Source organism: Nocardioides lacusdianchii (assembly GCF_020102855.1).
Taxonomy (GTDB): Bacteria; Actinomycetota; Actinomycetes; order Propionibacteriales; family Nocardioidaceae; genus Nocardioides; species Nocardioides lacusdianchii.
Genome location: NZ_JADHZD010000027.1, coordinates 1 through 26,733 on the forward strand (window position 1 = coordinate 1; position 26,733 = coordinate 26,733).

A 26,733-nucleotide genomic window follows, 5' to 3' on the forward strand; every position below is an offset into this window, starting at 1 on the left:
TTGCACTTACGAGGTGCTCCTCTTGAGCGGTTGGAAGTCGGCGTCGCAATCGACATCCTCCCTGCTCAGGAGGGCATTCTCGTTCTACGCCACACTCACGACGCTCGCCGCGGCTGGTGGATCTGGGCTCAGAGGCCGAACGCGCCGCCTTCGATCAGGATGACGAGGCCGAGCAGGATGAGGACGAGCGGGAAGAGCACGTGCTCCCAGCGCTCCAGAACCTCGGCGATCGGCTTGCGGGTCGCGACGAACTTGGCGGCGAGGACGAGGACCAGTACGAGGGCGAGGAATACGACGCAGTAGGCCACGACGGCTGCCGTGCCGACCGTGAGGAACACCGGCACGTAGACCCCGATGTTGTCCCCGCCGTTGGCGAAGGTCACGGCGGCCACGGTCAGGGCGCTGATCGGTCTGTCGGCGACGCTGTCGTCATCGTCGTCCCCGTTGCGCCACACCTGCCAGGCGGCCCACAGCCCGAGCGCCAGGGGGATCAGACCGAAGTAGGGGATGGCGTCGTCGGGGAGGAACAGCCCGGCCCCGAACGTCACCGCGACCGAGGCCAGGAGGATGGCGCCGAACCCGAGGTACTGCCCGACCACGATCTTGGTGGTGGTGCCGCGTTGGCCTGCTCCGCGTGCGAAGAACAGGGACAGGACGATGATGTCGTCGATGTTGGTGACCAGGAACAGGCCGATCGCCTGCAACGCGGAAGTGATCAACGCGCATGTCTCCTTCGTCTCGGCGGTGTCGACTGTCGTCGGCGCCGCTGGCTACGGGTGCTTGGTGTCTGTGGTGGTGTCCGTGCTGGCAGCGGGTCGGACGTACGGCACCGCGTCCGTAGCCTGGTCGCCCTTGCTCTCGGGACGGGCCTGCAGCAGGGCGATCACCATGAAGCCGACAACAATGAAGGTGTCTGCGAGGTTGAAGGTGGGCCACCAGCCGGTGTGCAGGTAGTCGGTGACGACGCCGTCGCCGGCACGGTCGACCAGGTTGGCCACGGCTCCGCCGATGACGGCGCCTCCAGCGATCCGCTCCACCCACCCGGCGCGCGGCGCCCTGTGCCAGGCGTACGCGACCAACGCAAGGGCAAGCGTCCCGGTCACGGCCACGATCACCCACGAGGGAAGTCGGTTGCCGACGGAGAATGCCACGCCGCTGTTGTACGCAAGCCGGAGCTGGATCAGTCCGAGGTCGACCGTCGAGTCCGCGAGTCGCGATTCTGAGGCAGCTTTCGCTCCCAGGTCGATCGCGGCGGCCGTCACGGCCGTTGCAATCACTGAAGCGCGTCGGGTTCGGTTTCGAGTGGCGGCGCTGGCGGGACCGCGGCTCACCGTGCCCCGGCTTTCGCTGGAACAGCGGTGGCCGCAGACGCACCAGCAGGTGCCGCCGCAAGCGGGCGAACCCGACCCGCACGCACGCCGTTGCCGATCACGAAGATCTCAGCGACCTCGTGAACCAGGACCACGGCCGCGAGCCCGAGCACGCCGAACGCAGCCAGCGGGATGAGGATGGTGATCAGGCCGAGCGAGAGGCCAACGTTCTGCAGCATGATCGACCTGGCGCGGCGAGCCTGGTTCAGGCTGTGGGGGAGGTGGCGCAGGTCCTCGCCCATGAGGGCGACGTCGGCGGTCTCGATCGCCACGTCACTGCCCATGGCGCCCATCGCGATCCCGACGTCGGCGGTGGCCAGTGCGGGGGCGTCGTTGACGCCGTCGCCGACCATGGCGGTGGGTCGCTGCTCCCGGAGCCGGTGGATGATGGCCGCCTTGTCCTCGGGGCGGAGGTCGGCATGGACGTCGCTGATCCCAGCCTGGGCAGCCAGGGCGGTCGCGGTGCGCTCGTTGTCACCGGTGAGCATGGCGACCTGGTAGCCGTCGGCGCGGAGGCGGGCGACGACCTCGGCGGCTTCGGGTCGCAGGTCGTCGCGGACGGCGACGGCACCGATCACGACCCCGTCGTACTCCACGAGCACGGCGGTGGCGCCGGCCTCCTGCATGCCGCGCACCGGCTCGGCGAGCTCGCCGGCGGCGATCCAACCCGGCCGGCCGAGCCGTGCCGGCCGCCCGTCGACCACTCCGATGATACCGGCGCCGGTGACGGACTCCACGCCCTCGGCGTCGCGGTGCACTGGAACGGCGGCAAGGATGGCGCGGGCCAGGGGGTGCTCGCTGCGGGCCTCCAGCGCGGCGGCGACGTCCAGCACCTGCTCGCGGGTGTGGCCGGGTGCGGTGGCAACCTCCACCACGGCGGGGTCGTTGCGGGTCAGGGTGCCGGTCTTGTCCAGGGCGACGGTCCGGATCCGGCCGAGCGCCTCGAGGGCGGCGCCGCCCTTGACCAACGCGCCGATGCGACTGGCGGCGCCGATGGCAGCGACCACGGTGACCGGCACGGAGATCGCCAGCGCACACGGCGAGGCGGCGACCAGCACGACCAGTGCACGCTCGATCCAGGTGGCGGGGTCGCCGATCAGGCTGCCGACGATGGCGATGATGGCGGCGAGGACCATGATGCCGGGGACCAGGGGCTTGGCGATGCGGTCGGCCAGGCGCTGGGCCTCGCCCTTGCGGGACTGCTCGGCCTCGACGATGGTGACGATCCTCGCCAGGGAGTTGTCCTCGGCGGTAGTGGTGACCTCGACCTCGAGGACGCCGGTGCCGTTGATGCAGCCGGCGTAGACGGTGTCGCCGGGGCCGGCTTCGACCGGGACGGACTCGCCGGTGAGGGCCGAGACATCGAGTGCGGTGCGGCCGGTGCGGATGACGCCGTCGGTCGCGACCCGTTCTCCGGGCCGCACCAGAAGCAGGTCACCAATGGCGAGCTCGGCAGGAGCCACGACGGCCTGGGAGCCGTCGCGAAGGATGGTGGCCTCGGCCGGGACCAGTGAGAGCAGGGCACGCAGGCCGCGACGCGTGCGGGCCACGGCGTACTCCTCCAGGCCCTCGCTGATGGAGTAGAGGAAGGCCAGCATCGCCGCCTCCGCAACCTCACCGAGGATCACCGCGCCCACAGCGGCGATCGTCATCAAGGTGCCGACCCCGATCTTGCCCTTGGCCAACCGCTTCAGCGTGTTAGGGACGAAGGTCCACGCGCCGAGCGCCAGGGCGACGGCGTTCAGCCCGGTCACCACCCCCTGGGATGCGTCGTTCAGATCAGCCACGAAGCCGGCGACGAGGAAGAGGCCGGCCGCAGCGGCGAACCGCAGCTCACTGACCTCCCACAGACGCTCGGGCTCCTGCTCCTCCAGTTCGTTGCTGTCTTCTCGTGGCTCGTCGGAGCCGCAGCCACAGGCGTCAGTCACAGTGCACGTTCCTTCGTGGTGGGGGCGTCGGGGCGGGACTCGGACAACGGGTCAGCGGGTCCGTAGATGGGGCACAGGTCGACCGACTCGCCGGTCAGGGCGAGCAGCTGCTCGGCTGCGCCGAGAAGATCCATCAGCTCAGGGTGGGCGATGGAGTAGAACATCTGACGACCCTCCGGTCGCCCGACGATGAGGCCGCAGTCGCGGAGGCAGGCGAGGTGACCGGACACGGTTCCCTGAGCCAGCCCGAGGGCCTGGGTGAGGTCCACCACGCGTCGCTCTTCATCGGCGAGATGGCGGATGATTGACAGCCGGTTGCGGTCCGCGAGGCCGTGGAACAGGGCCGCGCCGCGCCTGAGGCCCGCGTCGGCATGCGTCGTTGTCATTGACATAGCCCGATGATAGCGGCAGTGTGATTGATCGTCCACGTCCGCTGTCAGCGGTCACGCTAGGCCGCCATCCTGGTCACCGTCTTCCTGGCCTGGCCACCTCGAACCTGACCGCCCTGAAGGTGATCGGCGTCGGCCTGACACTCGCCGTCATTCTCGACGCGACCATCATCCGCGCCCTGCTCGTGCCCGCGATCATGCGACTGGCCGGAGAGGCGAATTGGTGGGCCCCCGCGCCGCTACGGCGCCTGCACCAACGGCTGGGCCTCACCGACTGACCCAACCCGGCTCATCCCGGACACAAGAGGAAGGCGGAGCGGGTTTTCGGTATCCCCACCACGAACGTCGCCCTGCCGACCATCGCCACCGAGCTGGCTGTCGGCACCGACGCCCTGCGCTCAAGCACTTCGGGCGAGCAGAGGTCAAGAGACAGCGATGAGTCACCGACCGTGCGCCGTGCCTAGTGCCGGGAACCGTGGGTACCGTCGACCAACGACACCGGAAGGGTGATCACCTTGAATCTCTCGGACCTCAAGTCGGCCGACAGCACGATCGCGCTGCTTCGCGATCCCTACCGTTTCATCTCGCGCCGGGCCTCCGAGCTCGGTGCAGACGCCTTCCTGACCCGGCTCCTGCTGCGGCCGACGACCTGCATGACCGGCGTCGAGGCCGCCGGTGTCTTCTACGATCCGGCACGGTTCCAGCGGGCCGGAGCTGCGCCAGGTGCACTGCAGAAGACCCTCTTCGGCCAAGGAGGCGTACAGGGTCTCGACGGCGAGGACCATCGCCAACGCAAGGCAATGTTCCTCCAGATCGTTCAACCCGACCGAGTTGAAGCGCTTGCCGAAAGCGTCACTCGCTCGTGGCGGCGAGCCGTGGACGACTGGGAGGCCGTCGGACGGATTCAGCTCTATCCCCGGCTCCAGGAGCTGCTGACCCTGGCCGTTTGCGAGTGGGCAGGCGTACCCCTGCCTGCGGCCGAGGTCGAGGACCGCACCCGGCAGCTCAGTGCCCTTTTCGACGAGGCCGGGCAGATCGGCGTCGGTCACCTTCGCTCGCGGGCCGCTCGCAGAGCGGCTGACCGATGGGCCGCCGCCGTCATCGATCACGTCCGGGCCGGCAAGCTGGACCCGCCTCCGTCGTCCGCGGCGTACGTCGTCGCCCACCACCGTGAGCCGAACGGTCGTCCGATGGCGTCCCGCGTGGCAGGGGTGGAGCTGCTCAACGTGCTGCGACCCACAATCGCCACGGCGGTGTACATCACGCTCGTTGCGCACGCGCTCGACGCTCATCCGGCCTGGAGGAAACGGCTCGCCACCGGTGACGGAAGTGAAGACACGGCGTTCGTGGAAGAGGTGCGCCGTCACTACCCGTTCTTCCCGGCTGTGGCTGCCGTCGTCCGCGAGGACTTCCACTGGGGGGGCCACCTGTTCGTGAAGGGCCGCCGCGTCCTGCTCGACCTGTATGGCACGAACCACGACAACCGGTACTGGATCAACCCGGAACGCTTCGACCCCGAACGGTTCCTCGGCGAGGAACCCGATCGGTTTGCGTTCGTGCCTCAGGGCGGGGGCGACCCCGCTGCGCATCATCGGTGCCCCGGCGAGCCGATCGCGACACGGCTCATGGTCGTGGCCCTCGATCAGTTCGTCAGGCACATGACCTATACCGCGGTGGCCCCGTCTGCTCCCGTCGACTTCGGTCGACTCCCGGCACTGCCAACCGGCGGTTATCCGATCCGACTTGTGGCGACCGGCATCTCCGCCTGACCTGGACCACGTGGGTGGCGGACCCGTGGTGCGGAGCTAGCATTCCAGGAGAGAGATCCCGCGGCGCGCCGTCCGAACGGTCGTCGTCACACGATCATCGAGGTGGTTTGTCGGTGGACCAACCGATCTACTGGGGGTTGCTGCTGGCGACGGCCAGTGTCCTGGTCGGAGCACGTCTCGCCGCTCGGCGTCCACTGTGGCGAAGCCACTCCAGCGCAATTTCAACAGGCGACCTGGTCGTGACCGTGACAGCAGCTGCGATTTTGGCGTTCCATTGCGCGGCGATGTTCTTCGCCGACTGGGTGGACGCGGTTCCGTTCGCTGAGGCCCCGGCAGCCGCCGTACGCGACCTCGACAGCCTCGCCAGCGAGGTGTCCTACTGGGTGCCTGCCGTGGCGCTGATAATCGCCCTACGCCAGGTGTGGGTGTGGCCACCGGCGGTGGCCTTGTTGGTCGTGACACTGGGCGGAGTGGGCTACACGATGTTCGTGCCCCATGCCCTCACGACTCACCTGGCGTGGCTGGCAGCCGCTGTCGTCACCTTGGTACTGCTCGGTACCGCGCTCGTTTCTTCCAGCGTCCCACGAGGTTCAGTCTCGAGCGCCCGCCTCTGATGCCGCATCCTCGAGGACTGGAAGGATGCGTAGGCAGGCGCTTGCGGATCTGCCGGAGCGCCTGTCGCTGACCTCGGCGGCTGTGGCTGTGGCCGGCCGTGAGGGCTTGGGCAAGAAGACGGTGCGCCATGAGCGTAGCCAGCTCAGGACGCGGCGGGGACTGGACGGTTCTCTCGCTCAGGTGCTCCAGTCTCAGCTCGCTGTCCGCGTGCTCGCCTAATCGTCATGCTTGCGACGGCCCCCTTGGGCCCCGGTTCCGCGGCCGCGTTTGTGAGGGTCAGTCAGACGGGCATGTACCGGATTCGTACCAAGCGAAGTGACGGACACGGGAAACGCCGCCGAACGACCGAGGGGTAGCGCGACGGCCTTCCTGCAAATCGGGAGGCGGTCGACCGACGCACGCTGTCCGCGGCTGTCATTCGCGCGGAGCGGGCCACAGAGGCGGGGATGTACCCGCGCCTGTCACGGAGGTCGCCGTCGCGTCCTCGCGTAAGTCTTCCGAGGCCTCTACGGCGCGATCATCGTCGAGGACCCGGACCCCATCCCTGTCACCCGCGAACGGGTGCTCGTGATCTCCGACCTCACCCTTGACTGGGACGGTCAGGTCGTGCAGCCGTCCACGATGGGCCGGATGATGCGTACCCGGCGCCGGTCGAGACCGCCTGCTGTTGGCTGCGGCGGGCAGCGAGCCTTCGCTCGGATGAGATTCGAGCCATGCCACGTTTATGTCCCGAAAACGGTATCGCAAGCCATCTAGCGACGTCAGATAGCATCAAGAGGATTGGGCGCCGTCGCCTCGTTCACTGTGCGTTTGCGCAGGTCAGAGCGCGAGGCAGCAAAAAGCAGCAAGCAGGCTCGCAACCCGTCACCACCGAACTGTGAGTCCAGAGGTCGCAGGTTCAAATCCTGCCCCCGCTACAAGAAAGTGGCCCCTGACCTGCGGAAACGCAGTTCGGGGGCCACTCGTATTTTGAACCGTTTCCGCTTATGTCGCGGATTGATGACCCAAAAACTCGGCGGATGCTGGCCCAGCGTGGCGAACTGCGCGGTGATGGCTGGCGATGTCCACCCCGATGCCTGGGTCTGAGTCAGCCGCACTGAGGCGGCGTCGCCTTCCAGAGGATCAGTGACCGTCCTGGTGGCCGTCTCCGTGATCGGTTTCGATCTCGTCGGCGGGCACTTCGGGATCCGTGGAAAGGTCGAGCGTGACGCTGCCGTCTTCGGCGTCGTTCGGGAGCGGGGAGAAGCTCACGCCGTTGGGCTTGTCTCCGACGGGGATCCGGGCCACGACCTCGAGTTCCTGGAGGTCCAGGACGGCGACGTCGTCGCCGTAGATGTTGGTGACGTAGGCGTGCTGGCTCGAGGGGTCGACGACGACGCCGTGGGAGCCCTGTCCGGTCTCGACGGTTGCGGTCACGGTGAACGTCTTGATGTCGATCACCGAGACGGCGGTCCCGGGCGAGTCTTCGGTGCCCTGGTTGGCGACGAGGAGGTAGCGGTTGTCGCCGCTGACATAGGTCTGGATGGGGCCGTCTCCGACTGCGACCGTGCCGACCAGCTTGCGCGACGTCATGTCGACCTTGGCGACGGCGTCCTCGCCGTTCAGGGAGGCGTAGACGAACCGGCCGTCGGGGGAGAAGGCGACTTGCGCGGGGGCCTTCCCGACTTCGACGTCTGTGACCAGCTGGTTGGTCCGGGTGTCGATGACGCTGAGCGTGGTGTCGGCGACGTTCGCCACGACAAGCCAGCGGCCGTCCGGGCTGGGTCGGAGGCCGTGCGGGCCATGGCCCACCTTGATGGTGTCGATGGCCTTCATGGTGGACGCGTCGATGACGGAGACGGTGTCGTCCGCGCCGTTCGTGGTGTACGCGGTTGCCCCGTCCGGGGAGACCACGACATGGGCTGGTGCCGAGCCGGTCGGGACCACACCGTGCAGGTCCAAGCTCCCCGCGGACAGCATCGCGGCGTATCCGTCGTGGCCACTCACCGTCCACACCGACGCACCGTCGGGAGACACCTGCACGTTGTGCGGCCCTTCGACGCCGGCGACGGTGGTCACGACCCGGTTGGTGGCGGCGTCGATTGCCGTGAGCGAGTCGCCGCCCTCGTTGGCGATCCAGACGGTGCCCTCCACCATGCCGCGGTGGCCGGCGAGAGCGGCCGCCGTCGAGCCCTCGTCGGCGCGGTCGTCATAGCCGTTGAGCGCCGCCAGGCCACCCGCGGCGGCAAGCACGGCCAACGCACCGGCGGAGAGAGCAACGACGCGCATCCGCCGGCTCCACCCGTGCCGATCCTTCGGGAGCTGCGCAGAAGCCGCATCGGGACCGGTGCCGGATGTTGAGCTCATGGGCGAACCTTTCGTATAGACGACGTCGGCCCGGTGGGGACCGCGCCATCACCCTCGCCGCTTGACCCAGACGGATCGCCGGTGGTTTCGATGAAGAACCGATGAAGGCCGATCACATGACTGGACAGTGGTCGAGCCGCATAGTCAGATCGAGGTGGGAGGCCGCCCGCGTGCATGAAGGAAGGACTCCACGGTGAACCTGATCCATCGCGTCTACTGCCGATCCCGGATCTGGCGCGCCCAGGTGAGAGCGCTGCTGCCATGGGCGTTGGACGGCATCTCCCTCGAGCGAGCGTCCGTCCTGGAGCTCGGGCCGGGCCCGGGACTGACCACAGACTGGCTGGTGCAGCAGGTGGGATCGCTGACGTGCCTGGATTACGACGCAGCCGATGCCACGGCGCTCGCACGAAGACACCCGGGGGTGGACGTGCGACATGGTGACGCGACGGCGCTTCCATTCGCGTCAGGCTCGTTCGACGCGGTGGTCTGCTTCACGATGCTGCATCACCTGCCCACGGCGGCGGCGTAGGATCGCCTGTACGCCGAAGCCGGCCGGGTCCTGCGCCCGAACGGCAGGTTGGCGGGCTCGGACAGCCGGTGGGGTCCGCTGTTCGCGCTGGCACACATCGGCGACACCTGCACCTTGGTCGACCCGGAGGAACTGCCGGCACGGCTGAAGGCTGCCGGGTTCGGTCTCGTCGAGACCGACACGCGACGGGACGCGTTCCGGTTCCGGGCGCAAGTCCGCTGATGACGACTGCCGACCCTGCGGCAGCACGGCCTAGGTGGACGCTGGCCGTGGGGTGAATCGCTCGGGCTTGGTGACAAATTCCCGTCGGCAGGCGTCAGAGCAGAACCACCACTGCTCGCCGCGCCAGCTCGCGTGGGGTCCGTTCGGCTCGACCTGCATGCGGCAGACGGGATCCACGGCAAGCGCGGCGACGTGGCGGAATTGCCCGTCCTCCAACCAGAGCACGCGGTCGGCGATCTCTCGGAGTCGATCGTCGTGGCTCACGATGACGATCGAGCGGCCGTCCTCGTCAGCGAGCTGGCGCAGCAGCCGGGCGAGGTCTCGGCCGCGAGAGGCGTCGAGGTTGGCGGTGGGTTCGTCCGCGAGCAGAACGGGTGGGTCATTGGCGAGCGCGCGTGCGACTGCGACGCGCTGTTGTTCGCCGCCGGACATCTGGGAGGGCCGCGCCGCTGCCCGGTGGGCAAGGCCGACGCGCTCGAGCAGCTCGGTGGCGCGGTGGCGGGCGGCGGATCCGGTGGTGCCGGCGAGATTGGCGGCAACTGCGATGTTCTCGGTGGCCGTGAGTGCGTCCAAGAGGGCGTAGTCCTGGAAGATGAACCCGAAGGTGCGCGACCGCAGCACAGGGAGCTCCTTCTCACGCGCCGCGGCGATGTCCACGTCGACGCCGTCACGGCTGGTGACGGTGATGGAGCCTGCGCTCGGGCGCAGCAGTGCGCCGAGCATCAGCAGCAAGGTGGTCTTGCCCGATCCGGACGGCCCCATCACGAGGAGCACTTCCCCGGCGGCGAGGTCGAGGTCGACTGCTCGCACGGCATCCACGGCGGTCTCGCCCGCCCCGTACGTCTTCGTCAGCCCTCGAACGGTCAGCACCGCGGACCTGGTCGATTCACCGTGTGGCCTGTTGTCGCCCGGTGACCGGAGCACTGGGTCGGGGACCGAGGCATTGCCGGAGGTGGTGGGGGCGTTGGTATTCATCGTGTCTCCCGGAAGGCAGTTGCCGCGTCGAGCGCGGCGATGCGGCGCAGCGGCCACAGGGCGGCGATGAGGCCGATCAGGAGCGCTGTGGTGGTGGTCTGTGCGACGGCGGCGGTGGTGATGGAGATCTGGACCGCTGGAGCGGCGAGTGGCAGCAACCACGCCAGCCCCAGCGCGGCTGTGGTGGCGACGGTGGAGGCGAGTACGACGGTGAGCAGCACCTGCACTGCCACCGCTGCCGCGAGCCGAGGTGTGCGGGCGCCGAGGGCCTTGAGGACGGCGAAGTCCCGCAGCCTGTTCAAGGTGGCCGTCATCAGTCCCAGGGCGATGACGGCGAGCGCGATGACGAGCCCGATGGAGGACATCAGCCGGAGCAGGTCAGCGCTCATATCGGTGACGATGCGGGCTTCGGAGTCGGCGAACTGCTCGCGGGTCTGGGCCGTGACGCCACCGACTTCGGCCTCGATCCGGTCCGTGACCGCTTCTGGGTCGGCGCCTGGGTCCAGCCCGGTGAGGACGTACGAAACGCGGTCGTCGTGGATCCGGCCGAACTCGCTGAGCTCGACGAAGACGGTGGTGTTGGTGATGCTGCTGCCGCCGGTGGAGAAGCCGACAGCGCGCAGGGACGTGCCCATGACCGTGAACTGGTCGCCGACCTGGACTCCGAGCTGTTTGGCTGCCTGCTCGTCCAGGACGGCCTCGCCGGCGGCCGGTGTGCGGCCGGCTACGAGGCGTGTGGGGCCGCCCCGGCCGGTGCGGGTGTCGTAGCCAATGAGGTAGGACAGCTGCCGGCCCTGTGGTCCGGCTACCGAGCCGGAGGCGAACGCGATCGGCGCGGCCCAGGCAACTCCCGGTATGTCGGCGACGCGCTCGGGGGTGTCCGCGGGGAGCGTCGAGGCGGACATGTGCATGGTGCGCACCCCGGCCTGGGAGACGAACACGTCGGCCGGGGAGGTGCGGATGTAGTAGGTGACGCGGTCGACGGCTCCGGCGAAGATGCCACCGAGGACGAGGACCAGTAGCAGGGAGGCGGCCACGCCGAGGACGGTCAGCGTGGCGCGGCGGCGGTCGGCGAACAGGAAGCGGCGCCCCACGGGCACGGCTCCTGTCGCGAGGGCGCGTCGTGGGTGATCGGATCGCGGCGGAGTTGGTTGCGTGGTGGTGGTCATCGTCCGCTCCGGAATGCGGAAGCTGCGTCGAGCCGGTTGAGTCGGCGTGCCGGTAGCCATGCGGCGAGTAGTGCCATCGTGACCGCTGCGGCGGCGGTCTGGGCGATGGTGCCAGGGGTGAGCAGCACCGGGAATGCGGGTCGCCACCAGGCGAGGACTTCCCGGGTGATGATCAGCAGGACGATCGCGGCCAGTGTGCCGAGCACCGTCAGTGCCACGGTCTCGGTCACCGCGATTCGGCGAAGCCGGCCGGGCGTGGCGCCGAGGGCCTTGAGGACGCCCAGGTCCCGCTGTTGTTCGGTGACCCGGGTGTAGGCCACGAGCGCGACGATCAGGGTGCCGGCTGCGAAGGCCACGCCCACCATGAGCCGTACCGGCGAGCCGTAGATGTCGGTCGCCAGTCGCAGGGACGCCTCCCGCAGTTCGGCAGGAGTGCGCACGGTGTACCCCTCGTCACGCAGCTGCGCTGACACGGCATCGGGGTCCGCGGTCGTGACCAGCACCGCTCCGGTGGTGCCGGTAGCCCGCAGCATCTGGTCCATCCCGGCCGTGGTGGTGAACAGCAGGGGGGTCATGAACAGTGCGGTGTCGTCGGTGAGGCCGACCACCCGCATCGGGTGTCCGAGAATGGGCAGCCGATCGCCGATGGCAAAGTCGTGTTGTTCGGCCCACAAGGCATCGATGGCCACCTCGTCGGGGGCGTCGGGGGCACGGCCATCGGTGAAGGCCCAGGGGCCACCGAGCCCGCTGCCGGGTTCGTAGGCGACCGCGGCCACGGCAGCCTTGCCGTGCGACAGCTCGAGGATCTGATACATGCCGCGCAGCGGCGCGGCTCGTGTCACGCCAGGGGCCTGGGCGATGGCGTCCACGGCCGGCGCCGGCAGAGCGCCGGGGTCGGCGAAGAGGTTGCGCGTTCCGGCCGGGACGACGACCAGGTCGGCACCGAGGTGGTCGTCGTAGGTGGTGACGCGGTCCTGGACGCCGACCCAGAGTCCGGCCAGCAGCAGCATGAGCATCAGGGCGAGCCCGATCCCGGCGGCTCCGGCGGCGGTGCGCACCGGACGCGTCGTGAGAAACCGGCGGGTGACCGGGACCGAGGCTTCAACCCTGGCCTTCATGTCGGCTCACTTCCGTTTGCCGAGCGTGGCTCGACGTTCGTGCTACTTGTGGCCGTGACCGCCGTGCCCGCCGTGTCCGCCGGGCATGGCGAACATCATGGCCGCCATCATCGCGGTGCACAGCAGGGCGGTGACGATGATGCCGGAACCTGCAACGCCGGTGAGGAAGAGCAGACCGGCGATGGCGAGCATCGGGATGCAGCAGACGATCATCATCAGCCCGTGACCACCGTGCGCTCCGTGGGCGCCGCCGTCTGGCTCCTGTCCGGCGTGGTGGGTCTCGGTCGGTGTCGAGGACTCTGGCTGGTAGGGCAATTGCCGAGAGTTCCTGAGGGATTCGCGGTCCATGCCGTTCGGCGTGCTCATGACGTCCTACCCTTCAGGGATGCGGGCACGTGGCCGAGCTTGGCGTAGAGCGGGCAGTGTCCGAGCGCTCCGGTGACGACCAGGTCGAGGCCTGCCAGTACGAGTAGCAGCTCGAGGACGACCGCCAAGGTGGAGGCGGCGCCGCCCAGCAGGAACGCGCCGGCGATCGCGGCGAGACCGCCGATGGCAACGCGAGCCACGCGTTCGGCGGGGGTGATGTTGATGCTCCAACGGTTGCTCATGACTTCCTCCAACCTCGGTGGACCGCTGGTCTCCTCGGTCCACTTCGAGGGTCTCGCCGCGAGGTGAAGGTGACCGGCGCCGCCTTGTGAAGGTTCGCTGAAGAACCACGTGGCACCGAAGTGCTCGGAGGGCTGAAGGGCGGCGAGACACCGCGGCGGGCACAGGTCAGGTGGGAGGGAGGGTGGGCTCGTTGAGGTCCAGGTGGCTCGCGCAGCAGTCAGGCAGCTCTTCTCGCAGCAGGTCCAGGGTTCGGGTCGCCTTCTCGAGGAAGTCGCCGGTGGATTCGATGACGTGGCGATGGGGGTGCCGCTGCCAGGCCTCAAGGATGCGGGCGTCGACATCGGCCGCACTGAGCGCCGACTCGATCCGCAGCGGGTTCTGGTGGTTGTACCCCTGGTCGGCGGTGGGCGTGCGCAGATGCAACACTGCGTCGTACCGACGCAGCTCGGTGTCCATCGTGGTGGCCGTCGAGGCCCAGAAGTCATCCGGTGGCCCGGGCCAGTACGCGATCCCGTCGACCGTGCCGCGGTCGCACAGCACGATTGCCGGATTGTGAGCGTCCCCGGTCGCCTCGAGTTCCTTCTGAACGTGGAAGATCGCCCGTTGCGCCGCGCGTCGACACTCCGCGTCGTCGTCGCGTGGGAACCCGCCACCGAAAACGACCCCTGCCGACTCCGGCAGGATCCTGACGTGTCGGCACAGGGAACGGCGCACGAGTTCCAGGACGGCCGTCTTGCCCGCACCCGGCCCGCCGGTGAGCACAACCCGGCGGGGTACATGTGGCTGGTCGCACTCGCACTCGGCCATGACGCGCCTCCTTACGGGACGGGGAGGTGATCCGAAGCATCGTGGCCGAGCCCCCACTTCTCCATCAGCGCGAGGACAGCGAGTCCCTCGTCGTGGATCTGCGCGTGGCGCAGCACCTGCCAGTGTGCGTGGAGATAGGCCTGGAGGTACTCCACGACGTGGTTCATGGGCACGGTCGTCCACGGACCATGAGGTTCTACATGGCCCGGTGTGCCGCCGAAGGCCACCACCCGGATCTCATGCCCGGCCCTCGTGGCTGCGCGGCCGTGGTCGAGCAACCGACGCGAGACGTCTCGGGCCTCCTGGGCGGGGCAGCACCCGAAGCGCGCGAGCGCGACCTCTAGTGTCGCCGTGTCGCGCAGAGCAGGGTTCAGTCGCGCACGACCTTCCTTGACCTCGCCCACGATCATGTCGGCTCGACCAGTCGGCGCGCCGAGGGCCGGGTCAACCTCGGAGCTCAGGCGCTGGGGACCGGTTCCTGAGCGCCGGTGGATCAGGTCGTGGCCGGCACCGGGTAGGCGATAGGCCAGGACGTCGAGATCGGTGACGGTGCGCACCTGGCCGCCACGCAGCCTCTCCAGGACCGGGTGCTCGACGACCGTGAAGTAGCCATTGACGTGCAGATATGCCTGCACCAGGGAGACTGCGGTGTCCATGGGCTCCTCCTCGGTCACTCGTGCCGTTGTCGTGAGAGCTCGTCAGTCGTGGTGACCCTCGTGCTCGTCAGGGTCGGGGGTCTGCACGGGGGTGCGGTCCCGGTCCGGACTCGGATCGTCGTTGCTGATGGCCGGGCCGATGACGAACGCCGAGAGCGAGAACATCAGCGCGAACACACCCAATGCGAGGGCGGGCGCCTTCCAGGAGTCGAAGCGCCGGTAGAGGCGCCGAAGCAGGGGCAGGGAGAACACCAATCCCAGCACGGCGAACAGGACGTTGCCGGTGGCGCCGGTCACCAGTACCGCTCCGCCGAGGAGCCCGACGTGGTGCAGCAGGTGGGGGAGCAGGCCCATGATGCCGCCCACCACAGCGGTCACCGCACTCCAGGCGGTGGCCAGGACGCCCCGGCTCTGCGGAGCCTCGTCGGCAGCTGCTTGGGCGCGGGACTCGTCGAGGCGGTCGTCCGCTACCTCCCCGGCGGCAGCGTGGTGGTCGGACATCGTCACTCCTGTGCCTGGTAGGAAAGCGTGGACATCATGCCGGTCTCGGCGTGGTAGATGTTGTGGCAGTGGGTCGCCCACTGTCCTGGGTTGTCGGCTTCGAGGTCGACGTCGAGGGTCGCCATGGGGCGCACGATGACCGTGTCCTTGCGGGCTCCGCCGCCCCTCAGCGCGAAGGTGTGGCCGTGCACGTGCATGGGGTGGAACATCATCGACTGGTTGACGAAGCGCAGCCGGACCCGCTCACCCTGAATCAGCCGCAACGGGTCGGTGTCGGGGAAGGTCTTGCCGTTGATGGTCCAGCGGTAGGGCGCCATGGTGCCGCCCAGGACCAGGTCGTGGGTTCGGTCGGCCGACCGTCGGTCCAGGCGGGCTGACTCGACCGCCGACAGCGCCGTGCCGAGCAGTACCTTGCCCGACAGCTCGCGGACCTTGACGTCAGCCGCGGGCGGGCGACCGGCGCCGGTGCGGATCACGGCCAGCGCCTGGCCTTGTTTGCCCTCGGCCGAGGCAACCAGCGCGAACACGCCGTCGCCGATGGTGACGGTGGCGTCGAAGCGCTCGCCCATCCCGATCAGTAGCGCGTCGGTGGGCACCGGCACGACGGGGAAGCCGTCGCTGTGCGTGACGGTCATGCGGTGCCCACCGACGGCGACCCGGAACGCCGTGTCCGAGCCGGCGTTGACGAAGCGGATCCGAACGCGTTGACCCGGCTTCGCCGACAGCGTGGCCGGATCGGCGGCTGTCCGGCCGTTGAGCAGGTAGTACGGGTAGGTGATATCCCCGGCACCACCGAGCAGGGGCGACCGCATGGCCTCCATCCCACCCATAGCGCCCATCGAGCCGTGGTCCATCCCCTCCATGTCCATGCCGCCCATGTCGTGCATGCCGCCCATGGAGTCGTCGCCGCCGGCTTGCTGCAGGTCGGACAGCACCTGGTCCGGGGTGCGGCCCGTCCCGTCGACCCAGTCGTCCAGGACGACGATCCACTCGGCGTCGTACTCACCGGGCTCGTCCGGGTCGTCGACGACCAGGACGCCGTACAGGCCACGGTCCAGCTGAACTCCGGAGTGCGGATGGTAGAAGTACGTGCCGGGGTCAGGGGCGGTGAACTCGTACCGGAAGGTCCCTCCGGCGGGGATCGGGTCTTGTGTCATGCCGGGCACGCCGTCCATGTCGTTGCGCAGTGCGAGGCCGTGCCAGTGCACGCTGGTGGCGTCCGGGAGCTGGTTGGCGACGTCGACGCGGAGCACGTCTCCGGCGTCGACGCGGAGCAGCGGTCCCGGTGCGGTGTCGCCGTAGGCCCACGTGCTCACGGTCTGGCCACCCAGGTCGAGGGTCATCGGCTGTGGAGTGAGTCGGGCGGTAACGAGTCGAGCTCCGGGCTTCCGGCGCGCCGCCTCCGCCGCTGCTACCGCGTCGGCGGCGGGCCCGACCGCGGTGCCAGTGGACCGATTGCAAGCGGCGAGGCCGCCGAGGGCGGCCACGCCTGCGAGTCCGGCGGCCCCGCGAAGGACGGCGCGACGAGTGATCTCGGACAAGTGGGGGCTCCTGACTCAGGTTCGGCGAGAGGCGAGATGTGCGAGGCGGGAAGGGGCGAGCGGCTAGTGCACCGAGGCACGCAGCACACTGCTGCGGGCGTGGTACTCGTCTTCGTCGATCTCGCCTCGGGCGAACCGCTCGTCGAGGATCTGCATCGGGTCGCGGCGGTCCGGGGTGGACCCACCGGGGCGCTGCGTGCGGAACAGGGCGAGAACGGCAAAGACCACCAACGCCCAGAACGCGACCATGGCCACGGTCATGATGATCCAACCGCCCCAACCCATGCCGTCGTGGTACCAGCCCATCATGGTCCTCAGCTCCTTCGCTTGGCTTGGTGACTCCCACGATTGCCCGGGCACCACTGTGTCCCGGTCGCGTTCATGTGAAGGTTCGCTGAAGAACCTGCCCTCACCGGTGCTGACCTACGGCTGGCCGGGCAGCGGACTGAGACCATGGCGGGTATGGGCGAGGACGTCATGGACGAGAAGGCCGGCTCACCGGCAGGGGGTGCCGCGGGTGGCCGCCCCCGAACCGGTCTCCGGGCGATGGTGGTCGAAGACGAGACGCAGTTGGCCGGACTCATCGGCAGCTACCTCGAGCGCGACGGCTTCGAGGTGGCGGTGGTTCATGACGGACTCGAGGCGGTGGAGGCCGCGCGCGCCGTCGACCCGGACGTCGTCGTGCTGGACCTGGGCCTGCCCAGCCTGGACGGGGTGGAGGTCTGTCGGCAGCTGCGCACCTTCTCCGATGCCTACGTGGTGATGCTGACCGCACGCAGCGAGGAGATCGACACGCTCATCGGGCTCTCGGTGGGGGCTGATGACTACCTGACCAAGCCGTTCAGCCCCCGGATCCTGATGGCCCGGATCCAGGCCATGCTCCGCAGGCCCCGCCCATCAGGAACCTCGTCCGATGCTTTGGAAGGTGCCCGCGCCTTCGGTCCGCTCGTCATCCACCCGCTGGGACGCGACGTGTGGCTCGACGGCGAGCCCGTGGCGCTCACGCGCACCGAGTTCGACCTCCTCGCCGCCCTGTCCGAGCGGCCGCGGATGGCGTTCAGCCGCCGCCAGCTCATCGACGCCGTCTGGGGGCCCTCGTGGGTCGGTGACGAGCACCTGGTCGACGTGCACGTCGGCCACCTGCGCCGCAAGCTGGACGACGACGCCACCCAGGCGCGGTTCATCCGGACCGTCCGTGGCGTCGGCTACCGGATGGGCACAGGGCAGTGACAAGCCCAGCACTCGTGGCGGACACGGTCCGTGCCCGGCCGCGGTTCGCCGCTCGGCTCCTGGTCGCCCAGGCCCTGGTGCTGGTGGCCGGGGCCCTGACCACCTGGCTGGTCGCCTCCGTCGTCGGACCCAGCATCTTCAGCGACCACCTCCAGCAGGCCGGTGACACCCACACCGCCGAGGAGACCCGTCACGTCGAGGAGGCCTTCGCCTCGGCGCTGGTCCTCTCGGTCTCTCTCGCGCTGCTCGCCTCGGTCCTCGCCGCGCTGGCAGTCTCGTGGTACTTCAGCCGCCGGGTGCAGCGCTCGATCGGCGTCGTGGCCGCCGCCGCAGCGCAGATCGCCGCCGGACGGTACGACGCCCGGGTGCCCGACCCGGGTCTGGGCGGCGAGTTCGCCTCGCTCGCATTGACCTACAACCGCCTCGCGGAGAAGCTCGAAGCGACCGAGTCGACGCGGCGCAGCATGCTGGCCGACCTGGCCCACGAGATGCGCACGCCCCTGGCCACGATCGACGCCCACCTCGAGGCCGTCGAGGACGGCGTCCGAGCCCTGGACGACGACACCCTGGGCATCATCCGCGGCTCCACAGGCCGCCTGCGCCGCCTCGCCGAGGACATGACAGCGGTCTCCCAGGCGGAGGAGGGACTCGACGTCACGCTGCGACCGATGGCCGCGGCTGACGTGGCTGCCGCGGCCGCCGACGTCGCCCGCGACCGTTACGCCGCCGCGGGGGTAGACCTGCGCACGGAGCTCGCCGACGCCGGCCAGGTCCGCGTCGACGCCGACCGGTTCGGACAGGTGCTCGGCAACCTGCTCGACAACGCCCTGCGCCACACTCCCGCGGGCGGGTCCGTGACCCTGCGCTGCCGCCGGATCGACCAATGGGTGGAGTATCGCGTCGTAGACACCGGCCAGGGGGTGGCGGCCGAGCACCTGCCGCACCTGTTCGACCGGTTCTACCGTGCCGACACCGCCCGCGACCGTGGCCATGGCGGCTCGGGCATCGGGCTGTCCATCGCCCGCGCCCTCGTCGAGGCACATGGCGGTGGGATCTCGGTGACAAGCGCCGGGCCCGGACTCGGGGCCACGTTCACGGTGCGGCTACCCGTCCTCCGGTAGGGCCTTCGGGCCCGGACATCCGGGACCAACCGCCGGGCATCTTCAGCGAACCTTCACACAACCTCGCCGCTTTTCCCCGAGCACCCCGTCGACGCTGGACCGTGTCGAACCAGCGCGCCTGAGGGGAAGCCATGTCATCACCCACGCCGGCATTCGAGCCGCTCCGGATCACCGTCGTGGACAGCGAGACCTGCCACTTCTGCGAGGACGCACACCGGGCGCTCACGGCGCTCGCAGCCAGCTACCCGCTCGCGGTCGACACGGTGGATGTGCGCAGCGAGGCGGGACAGGCGTTGATGGCACGCCACCGCGCGCCGATGAGCCCGCTGGTCCTCCTCGACGGCACCTTCTTCAGCAGCGGACGCCTGCCACGACGCAAGCTGGAGAAGCTCCTCAAGAACAGGTACGACGACGCACCAAGCACCGCCGTCGCGGCGAGGGAAACCCACCATGGGTGACCTGCTGACCACCGGCTCGGTCCTCGCCGCGTTCTTCGCCGGAGGCGTCGCCCTGTTCGCACCGTGCTGCATCGTCTTCCTCGCCCCGTCCTACCTGGCTGTGGCGGTGAAGAACCGGCGGTGGCGACTGCTGCCGCTCACCTTCGTGTTCGCCGCCGGCCTCGCGCTCGTGCTCGTGCCGATCACGCTGGGCATGAGCCTGGTGGCCTCCACCATCGCGAACTACCACGCACCGCTGTACTACGCCGGCGGAGCGCTGATGCTCGCGTTGGCGGGGCTCAGCCTGTCCGGCCGGATGCTCAGCCTGCCATCGTTCCTACGGGCCCCCGACACCACCCGCGGGGACTCCGCAAGCTTCTTCGCCCTCGGCGTCTTCTCCGGAATCGCCAGCTCCTGCTGCGCTCCGGTGCTCGCCGGGGTGATGACCCTGTCCGCCCTGTCAGGCTCCGCCATCGGTGGAGTGACGCTGGGACTGGCCTACACCTTCGGCATGGTGTTCCCGCTGTTCGTGATGGCCCTTCTCTGGGACCGCTTCCGGCTCGGGGAGCGGGGCTTCCTGCGGGCCACGCCGGTCCGCCTTCGGCTGGCGGGCAAGGTGCTGGCGACCAACACCATCAACATCGCGGTCGCCGCCGCGTTTACGGTCATGGGTGGCTTCGTCATCTACCTGGCCAACACCGGCCAGATGACCGGTGGTCCGGGGTTCCAGGTCTCCATCGGCAAGGGACTGTCCGAGGTCTTCGCCCGCATCGAGACGTGGGTCGACCCGGTCCCCGAGCCGGTGCTCGGACTCGCGGTGCTGGCCCTCGCCGCAGTCTTCGTCATCGCCACCCTGCGTGACCGACACCGACCGGACGCATCGACCGACGCGGACCCCGACGAGGATCCCGCCTGCCACGGCCCGGGCGTCGGCGCCCACCCCGACAACCACAGCTGACCCGGACCCTGGAGGAAACATCATGTCGCACAAGGCCGCCGAGCAATCCCGTAACGAACGCCGTCAGTGCGCGGAACAGGCCGCGCGGGCATCCGGTCGTCGCCGCCGCCTGCGCATCATGATCGGCACGGCCAGTGCATTGGCTCTGGTCGCCGCGGTGACAGCCATGATGCTCACCTCGCGCCCCGAGTCCTCCGACGCGATCCGCACCGCCCCCGACTTCACCCTCACCGACACCGGCGGCTCCGAACACACCCTGGCTCAACACCGCGGCGAGAACGTGCTCCTGTACTTCTCCGAGGGCGCCGGGTGCCAGTCCTGCATCGTCCAGATGGGCGAGATCGAGAAGCAAGCGGCAGCCTTCGAGAAGCTCGACGTCACCGTGCTGCCGATCGTGATGAACACCCGCGAGCAGATCACCGCCGACATGACCGCCAGCGGAGTCACCACACCGTTCCTGCTCGACGACGGCACGGTCTCCGAGGCCTACGGAACCCTCGGCAAAGGCATGCATGCCGGACTGCCCGGGCACAGCTTCGTGCTCATCGACAGGCAGGGCCGACAGCGCTGGTACGGCGAATACCCCTCCATGTGGCTGGCACCCCAGGACCTGCTCGACGAGATCCGCAGCAACCTCAGCGCCTGACCACCGAGGCAGAGCCGATCTCGATGAAGGTTCGATGAAGGTCTCTCCGGCCACCTTGTGGGAGTACCCCATGGGGGTATAGTCAACTGCGAAGGCAGACACCCCGTCCGGGCACAGGCAGAGGAGGGTCGCGATGCCAGCCGAACCGGGATACCTCACCGAGAAGCAGGCAGTGCTGACCCGGCTGCGCCGCATCGAGGGCCAGATTCGCGGCCTGCAGCGCCTGGTGGACGAGGAGCAGTACTGCATCGACATCCTCACCCAGGTCACGGCGGCGACGAAGGCCCTCGAAGGCGTGGCGCTCGTTCTCCTCGACCAGCACCTCGAGCACTGCCTGACCCACGCCACCGACCCCGCCGAGGCCCAACAGAAGCTCAACGAGGCCTCCGCAGCGATCCGACGACTCGTCCGCTCATGACCGACCCGACCAACGAAGGAGCACCCATGCCCGCCCCACACACCAGCCACGAACTCCAGTTGGCCGACAGCCCCCCGAACGGCGGTGGCTGCGGCTGCGGAGGATGCGGCTGCGGCTCCAACACCGAGACCGGTAGTTCCACCGGCACCAGGATCGAATCGACCGCCACCGCCGCAACGAAGGGAAACGAAATGACCACGACCAGCTACGACGTGACGGGGATGACCTGCGGCCACTGCGCCAGCGCCGTCACCAGCGAGCTCAAGAGCCTGGACGGCGTCAGCGACGTCTCCGTCGACCTCGTCGCCGGCGGGACCTCGTCGGTCACCGTGACCAGCGCCCAGCCCCTCGATCGGGCGCAGGTCGCCGCAGCCCTCGACGAGGCCGGCGACTACCACCTCGCCTGACGGGCCAGGTCCCTCACGTCCGAAGCGCGATCCATCCCCCAGGAGGCACAGTCATGACCCAGCAGACCACCGCGTCCGACACCGTCAACGACATCGAGCTCGCCATCGGTGGGATGACGTGCGCCTCCTGCGCCGCGCGGATCGAGAAGAAGCTGAACAAGCTCGACGGCGTCACCGCCACGGTCAACTACGCCACCGAGAAGGCCAAGGTCAGCTACCCGACAAACCTTAGCCCCGACGACCTCGTCACGGTGGTGGAGGCCACCGGCTACACCGCGACTGTGCCGGCCCGGGCGCCCAGCGGTGACGAGGGCGTGGCCACCACCGAGCCGGACGATCGGGACCGCGAGGCCGCGGGGTGGTGGCAGCGCCTGGTGGTATCGGCCGTGCTGACGGTGCCGGTGCTGGCCATGTCGATGGTCCCGGCGCTGCAGTTCGACAACTGGCAGTGGATCTCGCTGACCCTGGCCTCACCCGTCGTGGTCTGGGGTGCCTGGCCGTTCCACCGAGCCGCGGTGACCAACGCCCGTCACGGCGCCGCCACCATGGACACCCTGATCTCGGTCGGCGTCACCGCCGCCTGGCTGTGGTCGCTGTGGGCACTGCTGTTCACCCACGCCGGGATGACCGGGATGCGGATGCCGTTCGACCTCTTCCCCGACGGCGAGGCGGACGTCCACATCTACCTCGAAGTGGCGGCCGCGGTCACCACCTTCATCATCGCCGGCCGCTACTTCGAGGCCCGCGCCAAGCGCCAGTCCGGTGCGGCGTTGCGCGCCCTGCTCGACATGGGCGCCAAGGACGTCGCCGTCCTCCGTGGCGGCGCAGAGGTGCGCGTGCCCGTGAGCCAGCTGGCGGTCGGGGACCGGTTCATCGTGCGTCCGGGGGAGAAGGTCGCCACCGACGGTGTCGTCGAGGACGGCACGTCGGCCGTCGACGCCTCCATGCTCACCGGAGAACCAGTCCCGGTCGAGGTGGGCCCTGGCGATGTCGTCGTGGGCGCGACCGTGAACGCCGGCGGCCGGCTGGTGGTCCGGGCCACCCGCGTCGGAGCCGACACCCAGCTGGCCCAGATGGCACGGCTGGTCGAGGATGCCCAGAACGGGAAGGCTCAGGTCCAGCGCCTCGCCGACCGGGTGTCGGCGGTCTTCGTTCCCATCGTGATCGCCCTCTCACTGGCCACACTCGCCGGTTGGCTGCTGACCGGCCACAGCGTCACCGCGGCGTTTACCGCCGCAGTGGCGGTCCTGATCATCGCCTGCCCCTGCGCCCTCGGGCTGGCCACACCCACCGCACTGCTCGTCGGCACCGGCCGCGGCGCCCAGCTCGGCGTGCTCATCAAGGGCCCCGAGGTGCTCGAGTCCACCCGGATCGTCGACACCATCGTCCTGGACAAGACCGGCACTGTGACCACCGGGCGCATGGAGCTGATCGCCGCCGAGCCCACCGAAGGTGTCGACACCGACGACCTGCTCCGGCTGGTCGGCGCTCTCGAGAACGCCTCGGAACACCCGATCGGTCAAGCTATCGCCACCGGCGCCAGCCAACGCCTCGACGCGCAGCTGCCTGACGTCGAGGGATTCACCTCGACCCAAGGCCTCGGCGTCGCCGGGGTGGTCGACGGCCACGCGGTCGTGGCGGGTCGGCCCGGCTGGCTCGCCCAGGAGTGGAGCCAGCCCCTCGCCCCGCGCCTGGCACAGGTGGTCGATGCGGCCGAGCAGGAAGGCCGGACCGTGATCGCCGCCGGCTGGGACGGCGCAACCCGCGGCGTGCTGGTCGTCTCCGACGCCATCAAGCCCACCAGTGCCCAGGCCGTGGCCGAGCTCAAGGAGCTCGGACTCAGGCCGGTGCTGCTCACCGGAGACAACGAACGCGCCGCGCGCGCGGTCGCCGCCGAGGTGGGCATCGACGAGGTCATCGCCGAGGTCCTTCCGGCCGACAAGGTCGCCGTCGTCGAACGTCTCCAGCGTGAGGGCCGGACGGTGGCGATGGTCGGGGACGGCGTCAACGACGCCGCCGCACTGGCGACCTCCGACTTGGGCATCGCTATGGGCACCGGCACCGACGTGGCCATCGAGGCGTCCGACCTCACCTTAGTTCGCGGCGACCTGCGCGCGGCCGTCGATGCGATCCGGTTGTCCCGCCGCACCTTGCGGACGATCAAGGGCAACCTGTTCTGGGCCTTCGCCTACAACGTCGCGGCGCTGCCTCTGGCCGCGCTGGGCTTGCTCAACCCGCTGATCGCCGGTGCCGCGATGGCGTTCTCCTCGGTGTTCGTGGTGTCCAACAGCCTGCGGCTGCGTCGGTTCCAGGCCGTCTCCACGCAATCGACCGAGGCGCCACACCTCGAGCACGACTCGACCAGGACCAACCCTTCCAAGGTGGAGGCAGGACGATGACCACCCACCAGCACCCCGCCGGCCGCCACGACGCGGACGCGCACCGTGACGGCGCCGCCACCGCCGTCCTCGAGGTTTCCGGCGTTCAATGGGCGACCAGCAAGAACGTCGCGGAGGCGGTGCTGTCACGCCAGCTTGGCGTGCTCTCCGTCGACGCCAACCCGGTCGCCCAGACCGCCACCGTCACCTACGACCCGAACCGCACCAGCATCAGCGAGCTGCGGGACTGGGTCCGGGAGTGCGGCTTCCACTGCGCCGGGCAGTCTGTCCCCAGTCACGTGTGCGACCCGATGCTCGAACCAGGTCATGACCACCACGCTGACCACGCTCAGCAGGCCGCGCATGGCGAGCATGGCGAGCACGACCCGCATGCCAGCCACGACAAACACGCCGGCCCCGCCGGCCCGGCATCGCCCGTCTCGTCACCGCACGACGCGATGGGCCACGGCGGACACGGCTCGATGTCGATGGCCGACATGGTCCGCGACATGCGCAACCGGTTCCTGGTCGCCGTGCTGCTCGCCGTACCCGTCTCTCTGTACTCGCCGATGGGGCGCGACATGCTCGGCTTCGACGCGGCCGCCCCGTTCGGGATGCGCGATGACATTTTCGCCCTGATCCTGTCGCTGCCGGTCATCTTCTACTCCGCCTGGATCTTCTTCGACGGCGCCTGGCGAGCACTCCGAGCCAGGACCCTGGACATGATGGTGCTGGTGGCCGTAGCGGTCGGCGCCGGCTGGCTCTACTCCCTCGGAATCACCCTCACCGGTGGCGGCGAGGTCTTCTACGAGGCCGCGGTCATGCTCACCGCATTCGTGCTGCTCGGCCACTGGTTCGAGATGCGAGCACGAGGCGGCGCCAACGACGCCATCCGCACCTTGCTGGACCTGGCCCCTCCGATGGCGACCGTGCTCCGCGAGGGCGAACCCGTCGAGGTCCCCACCTCTGAGGTCCAGGTCGACGACCTGCTCCTCATACGGCCCGGGGCGAAGATCGCCACCGACGGCACCGTCGAAGAGGGCGAGTCGGAGGTCGACGAGTCCATGGTCACCGGCGAGAGCCTCCCGGTGCACAAGGCACCCGGCGACCAGGTCATCGGCGCTACTGTCAACGCCAGCGGCACTCTTCGAGTGCGCGCCACGAAGGTGGGTGCCGACACCGCACTGGCCCAGATCGTCGCACTGGTGCAGCAGGCCCAGAACTCCAAGGCTCCCGGACAACGGCTCGCCGACAAGGCCGCGTTCTGGCTGGTCCTGGTCGCCCTCGTCGGAGGAGTCGGGACCTTCCTGGTCTGGCTGGCGGCCGGCGCGAGCGTGCAGACCGCGCTGCTGTTCGCCATCACGGTCGTCGTCATCACCTGCCCCGACGCCCTCGGCCTGGCCACCCCGACGGCGATCATGGTGGGGTCCGGTCTCGGGGCGAAGCGCGGGATCCTGTTCAAGAACGCGACCGCGATCGAGTCCTCCGCGCGCATCGACACCGTCGTGTTCGACAAGACCGGCACTCTCACCAAGGGCGAACCCGAGGTCACCGACGTAGTGGTCGGCGACTTCGATCACGACCGGGTGCTGGCCCTCGCCGGCGCCCTCGAGCGCGAGTCCGAGCACCCGCTCGCCCACGCCGTCGTGCGGTACGTCGACGCCACCGATGTCCCGCGCCTGCGTGCCACCGGGTTCCGCAACGTCACCGGCATCGGCGCCCTCGCCGAGGTCGACGGCCACCAGGTGGCTATCGGCAACCGACGCCTCATGGAGTCGGGGGGCATCACCATCGGTGATCTCGGCGCGCGGCGCGACGAGATCGCCTCCGGAGGCCGCACGGCGGTTTTCGTCGCCGTCGACGGTCGAGCCGTCGCCGTGCTCGGCATTGCCGACGCGGTCCGCGAGACCTCGGCTGCCGCGATCGCGGCGCTCCACCAGGCGGGCATCAGGGTGGCCATGCTGACCGGCGACAACCGCGCCACTGCCGAGCGGATCGCCGAGGAACTGGGAATCGACGACGTCATCGCCGAGGTGCTGCCCGAGGACAAGGCGCACCAGGTTCAGCAGCTGCAGGCGCAGGGCCGCACCGTGGCAATGGTGGGCGACGGCGTCAACGACTCGCCCTCGCTCGTGCAGGCAGACGTCGGGATCGCAGTCGGCGCGGGCACTGACGTCGCGATCGAAGCCGCGGACGTCGTCCTCATGCGGTCCGACCCGCTGGACGTGCCGGTGGCGCTGACGATCGGCCGGGGCACGCTGCGCAAGATGCGCCAGAACCTCGGCTGGGCGGTGGGCTACAACGCGATCGCGCTCCCCATCGCGGCAGGCGTGTTCGAGCCCGCCTTCGGCTTGGTGCTGAGGCCGGAGGTCGCGGCTTTGTCGATGTCGGGGTCCAGCTTCTTGGTGGCGGTCAACGCGCTGTTGCTGAAGCGCCTTCGGCTGCCGGTTCAGCCGGTCGCCTCGTCGGATTCAACGGCTTCGATGGGAGCTGTGGAGCACGCGGGGCATGAGTAGGGGTGTCATCGCCAAGGTCCTTGGGTTGGGATTCAGCATCTGCTCGGGGCCGTGAGGGCCAGGCTCCTCTATGGACCC

At 69.3% G+C, this 26,733-nt stretch carries 28 protein-coding genes; 13 read left to right on the forward strand and 15 right to left on the reverse strand.

Annotation, left to right across the window (positions count from 1 at the left end; all coding sequences use genetic code 11):
* Nucleotides 1-128: 128 nt before the first annotated feature.
* Genes IRX98_RS21370 through IRX98_RS21385 form a run of 4 tightly spaced genes read right to left on the reverse strand, consistent with a single transcriptional unit; the run spans nt 129 to nt 3,690 of the window.
* On the reverse strand, nt 129-719 hold the full coding sequence (locus IRX98_RS21370) for a cadmium resistance transporter (RefSeq protein ID WP_193667649.1): 591 nt from the start codon (nt 717-719) through the stop codon (nt 129-131).
* Nucleotides 720-770: 51 nt separating this feature from the next.
* The gene (gene lspA / locus IRX98_RS21375; RefSeq protein ID WP_193667648.1) at nt 771-1,331 is read right to left on the reverse strand and encodes a signal peptidase II; all 561 of its coding nucleotides are present in this window, start codon (nt 1,329-1,331) and stop codon (nt 771-773) included.
* Complete coding sequence (locus tag IRX98_RS21380) at nt 1,328-3,298, reverse strand: heavy metal translocating P-type ATPase (protein WP_224280274.1); 1,971 nt, start codon at nt 3,296-3,298, stop codon at nt 1,328-1,330. The genes lspA and IRX98_RS21380 overlap by 4 nt, the downstream gene beginning before the upstream one ends.
* The gene (locus IRX98_RS21385; protein WP_224280276.1) at nt 3,295-3,690 is read right to left on the reverse strand and encodes an ArsR/SmtB family transcription factor; all 396 of its coding nucleotides are present in this window, start codon (nt 3,688-3,690) and stop codon (nt 3,295-3,297) included. The genes IRX98_RS21380 and IRX98_RS21385 overlap by 4 nt, the downstream gene beginning before the upstream one ends.
* 20 nt (nt 3,691-3,710) lie before the next feature.
* On the opposite strand from IRX98_RS21385, the gene IRX98_RS22910 reads away from it, so the two are divergent.
* From IRX98_RS22910 to IRX98_RS21400, 3 genes are all read left to right on the forward strand, one after another.
* Nucleotides 3,711-3,965 carry an MMPL family transporter gene (locus IRX98_RS22910; RefSeq protein ID WP_224280278.1) on the forward strand — a complete coding sequence of 85 codons (255 nt, stop codon included), beginning with the start codon at nt 3,711-3,713 and terminating at the stop codon, nt 3,963-3,965.
* A 228-nt stretch (nt 3,966-4,193) separates the two neighbouring features.
* Nucleotides 4,194-5,456: a cytochrome P450 gene (locus tag IRX98_RS21395; protein WP_224280280.1), complete on the forward strand. Its 1,263-nt coding sequence runs from the start codon at nt 4,194-4,196 to the stop codon at nt 5,454-5,456.
* Nucleotides 5,457-5,569: 113 nt separating this feature from the next.
* Nucleotides 5,570-6,070, forward strand: a complete 501-nt coding sequence (locus tag IRX98_RS21400) for a hypothetical protein (protein WP_193667645.1) — start codon at nt 5,570-5,572, stop codon at nt 6,068-6,070.
* Between the two features lie 1,123 nt (nt 6,071-7,193).
* Here the strand turns inward: IRX98_RS21400 and IRX98_RS21405 are convergent.
* Nucleotides 7,194-8,339 carry a YVTN family beta-propeller repeat protein gene (locus IRX98_RS21405; protein WP_224280282.1) on the reverse strand — a complete coding sequence of 382 codons (1,146 nt, stop codon included), beginning with the start codon at nt 8,337-8,339 and terminating at the stop codon, nt 7,194-7,196.
* Between the two features lie 271 nt (nt 8,340-8,610).
* Here IRX98_RS21405 and IRX98_RS21410 point away from each other — a divergent pair, with 271 nt between their 5' ends.
* Nucleotides 8,611-8,946: a class I SAM-dependent methyltransferase gene (locus IRX98_RS21410; protein WP_224280284.1), complete on the forward strand. Its 336-nt coding sequence runs from the start codon at nt 8,611-8,613 to the stop codon at nt 8,944-8,946.
* 252 nt (nt 8,947-9,198) lie between these two features.
* On the opposite strand, the gene IRX98_RS21415 is transcribed toward IRX98_RS21410, so the two are convergent.
* The 10 genes from IRX98_RS21415 to IRX98_RS21460 form a co-directional block, all read right to left on the reverse strand.
* Nucleotides 9,199-9,987: an ATP-binding cassette domain-containing protein gene (locus IRX98_RS21415; protein ID WP_224280286.1), complete on the reverse strand. Its 789-nt coding sequence runs from the start codon at nt 9,985-9,987 to the stop codon at nt 9,199-9,201.
* 152 nt (nt 9,988-10,139) lie between these two features.
* Nucleotides 10,140-11,237 (reverse strand): ABC transporter permease, encoded by a 1,098-nt coding sequence (locus IRX98_RS21420; RefSeq protein WP_224280288.1) that lies wholly within the window; start codon nt 11,235-11,237, stop codon nt 10,140-10,142.
* Between the two features lie 71 nt (nt 11,238-11,308).
* Nucleotides 11,309-12,370, reverse strand: a complete 1,062-nt coding sequence (locus IRX98_RS23690) for an ABC transporter permease (protein ID WP_224280290.1) — start codon at nt 12,368-12,370, stop codon at nt 11,309-11,311.
* A 102-nt stretch (nt 12,371-12,472) separates the two neighbouring features.
* A complete protein-coding gene (locus IRX98_RS21430; protein ID WP_126688345.1) occupies nt 12,473-12,796 on the reverse strand; it encodes a hypothetical protein in 324 nt (107 codons plus the stop codon).
* Entirely contained in the window at nt 12,793-13,038 is a 246-nt protein-coding gene (locus IRX98_RS21435; protein WP_030485949.1) for a YgaP-like transmembrane domain, read from the reverse strand. Before IRX98_RS21435 ends, IRX98_RS21430 begins: the two co-directional genes overlap by 4 nt.
* A 166-nt stretch (nt 13,039-13,204) precedes the next feature.
* On the reverse strand, nt 13,205-13,846 hold the full coding sequence (locus IRX98_RS21440; RefSeq protein ID WP_224280292.1) for an ATP/GTP-binding protein: 642 nt from the start codon (nt 13,844-13,846) through the stop codon (nt 13,205-13,207).
* Between the two features lie 11 nt (nt 13,847-13,857).
* Nucleotides 13,858-14,502 carry a hypothetical protein gene (locus IRX98_RS21445; protein WP_224280294.1) on the reverse strand — a complete coding sequence of 215 codons (645 nt, stop codon included), beginning with the start codon at nt 14,500-14,502 and terminating at the stop codon, nt 13,858-13,860.
* Between the two features lie 42 nt (nt 14,503-14,544).
* Nucleotides 14,545-15,003, reverse strand: coding sequence for a hypothetical protein (locus IRX98_RS21450; protein WP_224280297.1), 459 nt, complete (start codon nt 15,001-15,003; stop codon nt 14,545-14,547).
* Between the two features lie 2 nt (nt 15,004-15,005).
* A complete protein-coding gene (locus IRX98_RS21455; protein WP_224280298.1) occupies nt 15,006-16,544 on the reverse strand; it encodes a multicopper oxidase family protein in 1,539 nt (512 codons plus the stop codon).
* 63 nt (nt 16,545-16,607) lie between these two features.
* Nucleotides 16,608-16,853 carry an SHOCT domain-containing protein gene (locus IRX98_RS21460; RefSeq protein ID WP_206051916.1) on the reverse strand — a complete coding sequence of 82 codons (246 nt, stop codon included), beginning with the start codon at nt 16,851-16,853 and terminating at the stop codon, nt 16,608-16,610.
* Between the two features lie 237 nt (nt 16,854-17,090).
* On the opposite strand from IRX98_RS21460, the gene IRX98_RS21465 reads away from it, so the two are divergent.
* The 9 genes from IRX98_RS21465 to IRX98_RS21505 all read left to right on the forward strand — a co-directional run bounded on the left by IRX98_RS21465 (nt 17,091) and on the right by IRX98_RS21505 (nt 26,655).
* Nucleotides 17,091-17,774, forward strand: coding sequence for a response regulator (locus IRX98_RS21465; RefSeq protein ID WP_224280314.1), 684 nt, complete (start codon nt 17,091-17,093; stop codon nt 17,772-17,774).
* Nucleotides 17,775-17,788: 14 nt separating this feature from the next.
* Nucleotides 17,789-18,895: a sensor histidine kinase gene (locus tag IRX98_RS21470; protein ID WP_224280299.1), complete on the forward strand. Its 1,107-nt coding sequence runs from the start codon at nt 17,789-17,791 to the stop codon at nt 18,893-18,895.
* Nucleotides 18,896-19,071: 176 nt separating this feature from the next.
* Entirely contained in the window at nt 19,072-19,353 is a 282-nt protein-coding gene (locus tag IRX98_RS21475; protein ID WP_224280300.1) for a thioredoxin domain-containing protein, read from the forward strand.
* A complete protein-coding gene (locus tag IRX98_RS21480) occupies nt 19,346-20,290 on the forward strand; it encodes a cytochrome c biogenesis CcdA family protein (RefSeq protein WP_224280301.1) in 945 nt (314 codons plus the stop codon). The genes IRX98_RS21475 and IRX98_RS21480 overlap by 8 nt, the downstream gene beginning before the upstream one ends.
* A gap of 22 nt (nt 20,291-20,312) precedes the next feature.
* Nucleotides 20,313-20,936: a peroxiredoxin family protein gene (locus tag IRX98_RS21485; protein ID WP_224280302.1), complete on the forward strand. Its 624-nt coding sequence runs from the start codon at nt 20,313-20,315 to the stop codon at nt 20,934-20,936.
* A gap of 133 nt (nt 20,937-21,069) precedes the next feature.
* The gene (locus IRX98_RS21490) at nt 21,070-21,354 is read left to right on the forward strand and encodes a metal-sensitive transcriptional regulator (protein WP_224280303.1); all 285 of its coding nucleotides are present in this window, start codon (nt 21,070-21,072) and stop codon (nt 21,352-21,354) included.
* Nucleotides 21,355-21,545: 191 nt separating this feature from the next.
* Nucleotides 21,546-21,761: a heavy-metal-associated domain-containing protein gene (locus IRX98_RS21495; protein ID WP_030485937.1), complete on the forward strand. Its 216-nt coding sequence runs from the start codon at nt 21,546-21,548 to the stop codon at nt 21,759-21,761.
* A gap of 53 nt (nt 21,762-21,814) precedes the next feature.
* The gene (locus tag IRX98_RS21500; protein WP_224280304.1) at nt 21,815-24,160 is read left to right on the forward strand and encodes a heavy metal translocating P-type ATPase; all 2,346 of its coding nucleotides are present in this window, start codon (nt 21,815-21,817) and stop codon (nt 24,158-24,160) included.
* On the forward strand, nt 24,157-26,655 hold the full coding sequence (locus IRX98_RS21505) for a heavy metal translocating P-type ATPase (protein WP_224280306.1): 2,499 nt from the start codon (nt 24,157-24,159) through the stop codon (nt 26,653-26,655). Before IRX98_RS21500 ends, IRX98_RS21505 begins: the two co-directional genes overlap by 4 nt.
* Nucleotides 26,656-26,733: the final 78 nt, after the last annotated feature.

Bases quoted from the DNA above. Each gene is read 5' to 3' on its own strand.
- IRX98_RS21385 (WP_224280276.1), bottom strand. From the start codon at position 3,690: ATGTCAATGACAACGACGCATGCCGACGCGGGCCTCAGGCGCGGCGCG.
- IRX98_RS21405 (WP_224280282.1), bottom strand. From the start codon at position 8,339: ATGCGCGTCGTTGCTCTCTCCGCCGGTGCGTTGGCCGTGCTTGCCGCC.
- IRX98_RS21430 (WP_126688345.1), bottom strand. From the start codon at position 12,796: ATGAGCACGCCGAACGGCATGGACCGCGAATCCCTCAGGAACTCTCGG.
- IRX98_RS21435 (WP_030485949.1), bottom strand. From the start codon at position 13,038: ATGAGCAACCGTTGGAGCATCAACATCACCCCCGCCGAACGCGTGGCT.
- IRX98_RS21440 (WP_224280292.1), bottom strand. From the start codon at position 13,846: ATGGCCGAGTGCGAGTGCGACCAGCCACATGTACCCCGCCGGGTTGTG.
- IRX98_RS21445 (WP_224280294.1), bottom strand. From the start codon at position 14,502: ATGGACACCGCAGTCTCCCTGGTGCAGGCATATCTGCACGTCAATGGC.
- IRX98_RS21450 (WP_224280297.1), bottom strand. From the start codon at position 15,003: ATGTCCGACCACCACGCTGCCGCCGGGGAGGTAGCGGACGACCGCCTC.
- IRX98_RS21460 (WP_206051916.1), bottom strand. From the start codon at position 16,853: ATGATGGGCTGGTACCACGACGGCATGGGTTGGGGCGGTTGGATCATC.
- IRX98_RS21465 (WP_224280314.1), top strand. From the start codon at position 17,091: ATGGTGGTCGAAGACGAGACGCAGTTGGCCGGACTCATCGGCAGCTAC.
- IRX98_RS21480 (WP_224280301.1), top strand. From the start codon at position 19,346: ATGGGTGACCTGCTGACCACCGGCTCGGTCCTCGCCGCGTTCTTCGCC.
- IRX98_RS21485 (WP_224280302.1), top strand. From the start codon at position 20,313: ATGTCGCACAAGGCCGCCGAGCAATCCCGTAACGAACGCCGTCAGTGC.
- IRX98_RS21490 (WP_224280303.1), top strand. From the start codon at position 21,070: ATGCCAGCCGAACCGGGATACCTCACCGAGAAGCAGGCAGTGCTGACC.
- IRX98_RS21495 (WP_030485937.1), top strand. From the start codon at position 21,546: ATGACCACGACCAGCTACGACGTGACGGGGATGACCTGCGGCCACTGC.
- IRX98_RS21500 (WP_224280304.1), top strand. From the start codon at position 21,815: ATGACCCAGCAGACCACCGCGTCCGACACCGTCAACGACATCGAGCTC.
- IRX98_RS21505 (WP_224280306.1), top strand. From the start codon at position 24,157: ATGACCACCCACCAGCACCCCGCCGGCCGCCACGACGCGGACGCGCAC.